General features: G+C 65.8%; 9 protein-coding genes. 2 read left to right on the top strand and 7 right to left on the bottom strand.

Features of this window, described 5'->3' with window-relative positions; all coding sequences use genetic code 11:
* Positions 1-748, bottom strand: a 748-nt coding sequence (locus B3D39_RS02485) for an RNA methyltransferase (RefSeq protein WP_286789345.1), incomplete at its 3' end; no start/stop codon positions are given.
* Between the two features lie 100 nt (positions 749-848).
* Here B3D39_RS02485 and B3D39_RS02480 point away from each other — a divergent pair.
* Both B3D39_RS02480 and B3D39_RS02475 read left to right on the top strand, forming a co-directional pair.
* Positions 849-1,466, top strand: a complete 618-nt coding sequence (locus tag B3D39_RS02480) for a thiamine phosphate synthase (RefSeq protein ID WP_274963439.1) — start codon at positions 849-851, stop codon at positions 1,464-1,466.
* Positions 1,466-2,140, top strand: a complete 675-nt coding sequence (locus B3D39_RS02475; RefSeq protein ID WP_274963438.1) for an AAA family ATPase — start codon at positions 1,466-1,468, stop codon at positions 2,138-2,140. Before B3D39_RS02480 ends, B3D39_RS02475 begins: the two co-directional genes overlap by 1 nt.
* Positions 2,141-2,201: 61 nt before the next feature.
* Here B3D39_RS02475 and B3D39_RS02470 read toward each other — a convergent pair whose 3' ends face one another.
* The 6 genes from B3D39_RS02470 to B3D39_RS02445 all read right to left on the bottom strand — a co-directional run.
* Positions 2,202-3,575 (bottom strand): cytochrome P450, encoded by a 1,374-nt coding sequence (locus B3D39_RS02470; protein WP_274963437.1) that lies wholly within the window; start codon positions 3,573-3,575, stop codon positions 2,202-2,204.
* A complete protein-coding gene (locus tag B3D39_RS02465) occupies positions 3,572-4,846 on the bottom strand; it encodes a hypothetical protein (RefSeq protein ID WP_274963436.1) in 1,275 nt (424 codons plus the stop codon). Before B3D39_RS02465 ends, B3D39_RS02470 begins: the two co-directional genes overlap by 4 nt.
* A gap of 56 nt (positions 4,847-4,902) precedes the next feature.
* Complete coding sequence (locus tag B3D39_RS02460) at positions 4,903-5,595, bottom strand: M48 family metallopeptidase (protein ID WP_078521041.1); 693 nt, start codon at positions 5,593-5,595, stop codon at positions 4,903-4,905.
* A 34-nt stretch (positions 5,596-5,629) separates the two neighbouring features.
* Positions 5,630-6,262 carry a DedA family protein gene (locus B3D39_RS02455; protein WP_286789344.1) on the bottom strand — a complete coding sequence of 211 codons (633 nt, stop codon included), beginning with the start codon at positions 6,260-6,262 and terminating at the stop codon, positions 5,630-5,632.
* A complete protein-coding gene (locus B3D39_RS02450) occupies positions 6,259-6,633 on the bottom strand; it encodes a hypothetical protein (RefSeq protein ID WP_274963434.1) in 375 nt (124 codons plus the stop codon). Before B3D39_RS02450 ends, B3D39_RS02455 begins: the two co-directional genes overlap by 4 nt.
* Positions 6,630-7,317 (bottom strand): VWA domain-containing protein (locus tag B3D39_RS02445; protein WP_286789343.1); only part of this gene is annotated, 688 nt, incomplete at its 5' end. The genes B3D39_RS02450 and B3D39_RS02445, both read right to left, overlap by 4 nt.

The following is a 7,317-nucleotide window of genomic DNA, read 5'->3' as shown; positions in this document are numbered from 1 at the left end:
GCGGGCGGAGAATTTGTCGCAGAGCGCCGTGCAGCGTCTGCACCTCCGAGCGCGTCATCGCGAAACGCGTCCACATGTTGCGCAGGTTGCGCTTCATCATCGGCGCTTTCGCGGGCGGGTGGAAGAAGCCCGCCTCCTCGAGCCGCTGCTCGAAGTGATCGCCCAGCTTCTCGACCTCGACCGCGCTTGCCGGATCATGGCCCGCAAGCCCCGGATCGACCGGCACCGAGTCGAGCGTGTGGCGCGAATATTCATAGGCCGAAAGCAGCACTGCTTGCGCAAGGTTGAGCGAGAAGAATTCCGGGTTCACCGGCACGGTGATGATCGCATTGGCGCGCAGGATGTCGTCATTCTCCAGCCCCGTACGCTCGGGCCCGAACAGCACGCCGACCTTCTGGCCCGCGACGATGCGTTTGCGCGCCTCCTCCATCGCCGCCTCGGGCGTGTAGATCGGTTTGGGCAACTCACGGCCTCGCGCGGTGGTCGCGAAGACGTAATCGCAATCGGCCACCGCCTCCGCCACGCTGTCATAGACGCCCGCGAAATCGAGCACCTGACCGGCCGCCCCCGAGGCCATCGCCACCGCTTTCGGGTTGGGCCAGCCGTCGCGCGGTTCCACCAACCGCATCTTGCGCAGCGAGAAGTTCAGCATCGCGCGCGCCGCCGCCCCGATATTCTCGCCCATCTGCGGACGCACGAGGATGAAGGCGGGCTGGGCGGGATCGGGAATTTCGGGCGTATTGGGCATGGGCGGTCCTTTCGCGCCTCTCCTAGTCGCGCAAGCTGGCACTGGCAAGGCCGCGCCGCTTGCGTTAATAGGCGGCCAAGACCCGCAAAGGAGCCTGCCCATGGCCGAAGACCGCCCGCAGATTTACCTGATCACGCCGCCCGCTTTCGACGCCGAGGAATTCGCGCCGAAACTGGCCTCGGTGCTCGATGCGCATGACATCGCCTGCATCCGCCTGTCGCTGGCCAGCCGCGACGAATACGAGATCGGTCGGATCGCCGATGCGATGCGCGAAGTGGCCCATGCGCGCGACGTGGCGCTGGTCATCGAATCCCATGTGGCCCTCGTCGAACGCCACGGGCTCGACGGGGTGCATTTCACCGACGGCGCGAAGCAGATCCGCTACGGTCGCAAGGAGCTGGGTGACGACGCGATCGTCGGAAGCTACTGTGGCAATTCCCGCCACGAGGGGATGAACGCGGGCGAGGCGGGGGCCGACTATGTCTGCTTCGGCCCGATCGGCGAGACCAATCTCGGCACCGCCGAACCCGCCGAACATGAGTTGTTCGCCTGGTGGTCGGAAGTGATCGAAGTGCCGGTGGTGGCCGAGGGCGCGCTGACCGAAGAATTGGTCACGAAATTCGCTCCCGTCACCGATTGGTTCGCCTTCGGCGACGAGGTCTGGCGCGAGGACGACCCGGTCGCAGCTCTGGGACGGTTCATCAAGGCGATGTCGTGATGCCGGATTGGCTCGGCGATAGCGACGGCCCGATGGGCGATCACGGGGCCTTCATGGAGAGCGAGCTGCAGGTGCCGCGCGCCGATCTGGCCTCGCATATCCGCCAGCTTCCGGGCGAGCGGCTGCTGATCGGGCTGGTTGGCGGCCCCGGCGCGGGCAAGTCGCATCTCGCGCATGAGCTGGCCGAGGCGCTCGGGGCGCAATCGGCTATCGTCGCGATGGACGGCTTTCACCGCGACAACGATTGGCTCGACGCGCGCGGCCTGCGCAACGTGAAGGGCGCGCCGGAAACCTTTGATACGGAAGGATTTTCGCAGCTTCTCGCGCGACTGAAGTCGAGCCGTCAGGACGAGCCCGTGCCGACCTTCGACCGCGATCTGGACGCCACCGTTCCGGGCGGCGCAAGCGTGCCGGGCTCGGCGAAATACCTGATCGTCGAAGGCAATTATCTGCTGCTGACGCGGCCCGGTTGGAGCGATCTCTACCCGCTCTTCGATCTCACGATCCGCATCGATCTGCCTGAAGAGGTGCTGCGCAAGCGGCTGACCCAACGCTGGCGCGATCAGGGCTGCGATCTGGCCGAGACGCGCCGCCGTGTCGAGGAAAACGATCTGCCCAATGGCCGCACCATCACGCGCGAGAGCCGCGCCGCCGATCTGGTCGTGCGCGATTGATCCCTTCGGCTTGGCCGAAATATCCCGGGGGGCTGGCAGGGCCAGCGGGGGCAGAGCCCCCTCAACGCTTAGAAATCCTAAGGTAAATCCCGTCCTTGCCGCGCACCGTCAGATGCGCGACAGGGACCGGTTCACGACCTTCGACAGCCTCGAACCGAAACGCCCGCAGCAGCATCGCGAGCAGAAGCGGCCCCTCCGCCATTGCGAAGCCTGCGCCGGGACAGACCCGCGCGCCCGAGGAGAACGGGATATAGGCGCGGCGCTGGCAGGTCTTGCCGTTCTCGGTCTCCCAGCGGCTCGGGTCGAACCCGTCGGGGTTGTCCCAGAGCCGCTCGTGGCGATGCAGGTGCCACGGTGAGATCACCACCTGAGAGCCCGATTTGACGTCGCGGTCGCGGAAGGTTTCTGGGCAGGTCGCCTCGCGCACGAACATCGGGACGGGCGGGTAAAGCCGCATCGCTTCGCGGAAAGTGGCGCGGTTCAACTTCAACTTGGAAAGCACGGAAAAGTCGTGGTTTTCCGCCAACGCGGTCTCGGCTTCTTCGGCCAACCGATCCTGCCATTCGGGATGCGTCGCCAGCAGATAGAGCGCCCATGCCAGCGCCGAGGCGGAGGTTTCGTGGCCCGCGAGAAAGAAGATCGCGACCTGATCGACCATCTCCGTGGTGTCGAAGGTCTCGCCGGTTTCGGGATCGGCGGTGGTCATGATCTTGGTCGCCAGATCGTCGGGCGCGGTGCCGGCGGTGATCCGGGCGGCGCGCTCTTTCGTCAGGCGCTCGATCAGTGCGCGGATATGGGTCGCCGTGCGCTTCGTCTCGCGCGCGTGAAACCGCGGGAACCAGCGCGGCAGCGGCAGCAGCGCACCGAGATTGACCACCGGAGAGGCGCGCTGATGCCGCTTGAAGGCGGCGAACACGGCGCTGGCGGTTTCATCCTCGATCGGGATCGAGAACAGGGTACGGAAGATGATATCGGCGGCGACGTGAGAGGTTTCCGTTTCAATATCAAACGGTTCGGCGTCGGTCTTCATATTCAACCGATCGACGCAATCCTCACCCGCCGCCCACATCGCGGGGAAGGTCTCGCGCAGTTTGCCGCCCTCGAAGGCCGGGTCGATGATCCGGCGCTGGCGCTGCCATTGCGCGCCATTGGTGATGAAGACGCTTTCGCGCAGAAGCGGTTTCAGCCCCTCGCGCACGCGGTCGGACTTCGGGAAATCCATCGGGCGTTTGTTGAGCACCAGATCGACCAGATCGGGGTCGTTGCACATATAGGAGCGGAAGAACGGCGTGCGGAACTCGGCCATCCATGCGCGGTAGAGACGCGCGGGCTGGGCCGAGAGGATGTCGGATTTGAACAGCCGGAAATAGCGCCAGAGCGAGACGCGATCCGGGCGCGGGGTCGGTTTCGGGGGCAGGCGGGACGGCTGGCTCATGTGACGCTCGTGAACCGGTTCGCGGGCGTCGTGATCCGGCTTTTCGACGGGGCGCGACCGTGGAAGCGTTCGGCCAGCGTCAGCGGCCCGGCGGTCAGGCGGAAATAATCGTAATCTCCGGGCCGGTCGAAGGCGCAGAGATACTGGAAATGCAGCCGGAAGAAGCGCCAGCGGAGGGTGCGCCAGCGCTCGGGGCTCAGCGTTTGGGTGAAGGCGGCGGAGATCACCAGCGGGTGGATCTGGCCCTCTGGTGCCACGCCCGAGACCGCAACCGGATCGCAGAGCGCGAAAGCGCAGCCATCGCCCGGCGCGGTGACGTCGAGCCAGAACAGCTCAGGCCGGGTGGAGAGGTAGGCGAGATCGGCGCGCAGGCGGGTCGCGCGGGGCAGGTAGCTCACCATCGGGACGACCTGACCGAGCGAGAGGAAGGCGAGCGCTGGGGGCGCTGCCCCCCGGCCTGACGGCCTCCCCCCGGGATATTTTTGCCAAGAGGAAGGGGGGAGGCGGTTCTCGCGGATCAGGTCGGCGAGGATCGAGACGGCGAGATGGGCGCCCGAGGAATGGCCGACGATCAGCACCTCGTCCCAGTCTTCTCGCATCGCCTCTTCGATGCGGGCGGCGAAATCGGCCATGCGGGCCTCCAGCTCGGGCGGGTTTGCGCCGCCCCAGCGCGCGGTGAAGGCGTAGTCATGCATCAGATAATAGGCGAAGAGCTTGCCGTCTTTGGCCCGAAACCAGCGTAGGGTCAGGGTGAGGATCGCGGCGCCGAGAATGAGGCCCGCGAGTCTGTCGAGCGGGAAGCCGGGCAGGAGCGCCAATGCGAGTGCGGCACCGGCCCAGCCAAGGCCGATCCCGATCAGCGCCTGAACGATCAGCGCGACGATCGGGTAGAGCGCGGCGATCACCGGGCCCTTACGCAACCGCATCAGGCGGAACAGCGCGCCGGAGGCGATATAGGCCCAGGCCGTGCGGACCAGTTGCGCGTAGGTGGCAAGGATCGATTTGCCCATGGATGAGCGCACGATATCGGACCAGACGAGCACCTCGACATCGGCCTCGACCTCCGCGCCGTCCTGGGTGGAGGTGACGTGCCAGCCATAGGGGCCGCCTGCGCGTTTCGGGGCCAGCGCGATCTCGTAGCCCGAGATGCGGGCCTGGTCTGCGCCTTCCTTGCGGTAGAGCTCGCGGTAGCGGCGGGGATGAATCGGGTCGTAGCCGGGGATGTAGAACACCCGGCGCCTGTGCACCCGCGCTAGAGACCCGCTTGTCATTCACTGCCCTTCCTCGCGGGCAGATTAGCGGCCCTGCGCGGCGAAAGTAAGGAAAATCAGTGCTCTGCGCGCGACCAGCGCAACTGGTTCGCCTCAATGGCGGCGATGCGCTTTTCGGTCTTTGGGTGGGTCAGCAGCCAGGCGGGCGTGGTCTGGCCCGCGTTCTTGGTCAGCGCGTCGAGCTTGTGGAACAGCGTGACCTGCGGCTCGGTGCCGAAGCCCGCCTTGATCATCAGGGCTGAGGCAAACTCATCCGCCTCGAACTCGTCGCGCTGGCTGAGGCGGGCGGCGAGTGCTGCGGTGATCAGATTGGCGATCCACGGGCCGATGAAGGGGATGAAGCGGCCAAGCACCGTCATCAGCACGGCGCGCAGGGCGTTCTGGCCTGAGAAGTCGATCATGCGGCGGCGCGAATGGCCCAAGGCGACATGGCCCAGCTCATGCGCGATCACCGAGGTCAGTTCCTCCGGGGATACCTCACCGCTGCGATATTTGCGCATGAAGCCTTCGGTGATGAAGACGCGGCCATCGGGGGCGGCGAGACCGTTCACCGGCTCGATCTGATAGACATGGACCGGAATTTCCGAGACCTCGAGCGCAGCGGCGAGCCGGTCGAGATAGGGCTCCAGCTTGCTGTCGCGCAACCGGCGCGAATTCCCGTTCAGCTGGCGTTTGAGTTGCCAGGTCGAGAAATGCCACATGGCGAAGCCGTAGAGGACCAGCAGCAGGATGGGGAGAAGGCGCAACAACATGGGAAGGATATGGCGGCTCGCAGGCCCGTGATCAAGCGTCGTGATCAGGCGTCGGATTGGAGGCTTTGGGGGCGCGCTTGGCCGCATGCCACAGCCACCAGCCGAAGGCGAAGGCGGCAGCACCTGCGCCGAGCAGCCCCAACGCGTTGCCCGCAAGCTCGGCGGCGGCGTCCAGATTGGCCCCGAAGGTGATGCCGAGGCCCACATAGGTGGTGACCCAGACCGCTTCGCCCGCGAGATCGGCCAGGGTGAAGCGGCGATGCGCGAAGCCGGACGCGCCGGCGGCGAGGTTTACCCAAGGCCCGAGCGCGGAGAACATCCAGCGGGTGAAGAAGACGGTGACCGCGCCGCGTTTGCGCAGGGCGGCCATCGCTTTCGCGACCAGTGCGCCGCGTTTCGTGTCGGGATGGGGCAGGAAGCGCTCGGCCCGGCGGCCCAGCTGGAAGCCCACCTGATCGCCGATCACCGCGCCGGTGAAGGCCGCGCCGCCGACGGTCGCGAGGTCCAGATCGCCCGAGGCCACGAAGGCTCCGCTTGCGATCATCATCAGCGAGGAGGGGGCCGGAATCGCGAGGCAGCTCAGGAAGGTCGTGAGACCGAGAAGCCACGGCCCGTAGAGCGGCACCTGCGCGAGCAGCCAGTCTGAGAGGTCGGAGAAGTTCATTGCTGCGGCTGCGCCTCTTTGTCGGCGATGGTCTTGGGCAGGCCGAGCGAGAGTTTGCGGATCAGGTCCTGCAGCGGCTCGCCCTTGGCCTTTGCGATACGTTCCAGGGTCGGGCGGCCCGCGCCGACCAGCGCACGCCCATCCTTGATGCCTAGGATCGCGTCGACCTCCTCGATCTCCAGATGCCAGCTGCGCGCGATATAGCCCGGCGTCATCCATTCCTCGGGGCTTTGATGCAGATGCGCGGGGTCGGACCAGTAGATCGCGCGCGAGACGAACCTTGCGCCGAAGAACAGCGACAACGCGACCGCGAGGACAAAGCCCAGCGAGGCGATCTTGTGATGCCCCCAGAGGTAGCGCAGCCGGTTCATCCGAGTTCCTTCATTGCCGCGGTGATCCCTTCGAGGGTCAGCGGATGCATCCGGTTCTCGAAGATCTCGCGAATGATCTGGATCGACTGCGTGTAGCCCCAGCCGCGTTCCGGGATCGGGTTGAGCCATGTGTGATCGGGCCATTGCTCGCGCGCACGGGTCAGCCAGACATGGCCCGCCTCGTCGTTCCAATGCTCGTTGGCGCCGCCGCGATGGGTGATCTCATAGGGAGACATCGAGGCGTCGCCCACGAAAATGCATTTGTAATCGGGACCATAGCGATGCAGCACGTCCAAGGTCGGCGTCGCCTCGTTCCAGCGGCGCTTGTTCGATTTCCAGACGCCCTCGTAGAGGCAATTGTGGAAATACCAGTGCTCGAGATGTTTGAACTCGGACTTGGCCGCCGAGAACAGCTCCTCCACCAGCTGCACATGGGCGTCCATCGAACCGCCCACATCGAGGAATAGAACCACCTTCACCGCATTGTGCCGCTCGGGCCGGGTTTTTACGTCGATATAGCCCGCCTCGGCCGAGGCGCGGATGGTGCCGGGCAGGTCCAGTTCCTCATTCGCGCCGTGCCGCGCCCATTGGCGCAGGCGTTTCAGCGCCACCTTGATATTGCGCGTGCCCAGTTCCACCGTGTCGTCGAAATCGCGAAACTCGCGCTTGTCCCAGACCTTCACG

Source organism: Thioclava sp. UBA3469, assembly GCF_002378135.1.
Lineage (GTDB): Bacteria > Pseudomonadota > Alphaproteobacteria > Rhodobacterales > Rhodobacteraceae > Thioclava > Thioclava sediminum.
This window is presented reverse-complemented; position numbering and strand designations above follow the sequence as displayed.

Bases quoted from the DNA above. Each gene is read 5' to 3' on its own strand.
- B3D39_RS02450 (WP_274963434.1), bottom strand. From the start codon at position 6,633: ATGAACCGGCTGCGCTACCTCTGGGGGCATCACAAGATCGCCTCGCTG.
- B3D39_RS02455 (WP_286789344.1), bottom strand. From the start codon at position 6,262: ATGAACTTCTCCGACCTCTCAGACTGGCTGCTCGCGCAGGTGCCGCTC.
- B3D39_RS02470 (WP_274963437.1), bottom strand. From the start codon at position 3,575: ATGAGCCAGCCGTCCCGCCTGCCCCCGAAACCGACCCCGCGCCCGGAT.
- B3D39_RS02465 (WP_274963436.1), bottom strand. From the start codon at position 4,846: ATGACAAGCGGGTCTCTAGCGCGGGTGCACAGGCGCCGGGTGTTCTAC.
- B3D39_RS02475 (WP_274963438.1), top strand. From the start codon at position 1,466: ATGCCGGATTGGCTCGGCGATAGCGACGGCCCGATGGGCGATCACGGG.
- B3D39_RS02480 (WP_274963439.1), top strand. From the start codon at position 849: ATGGCCGAAGACCGCCCGCAGATTTACCTGATCACGCCGCCCGCTTTC.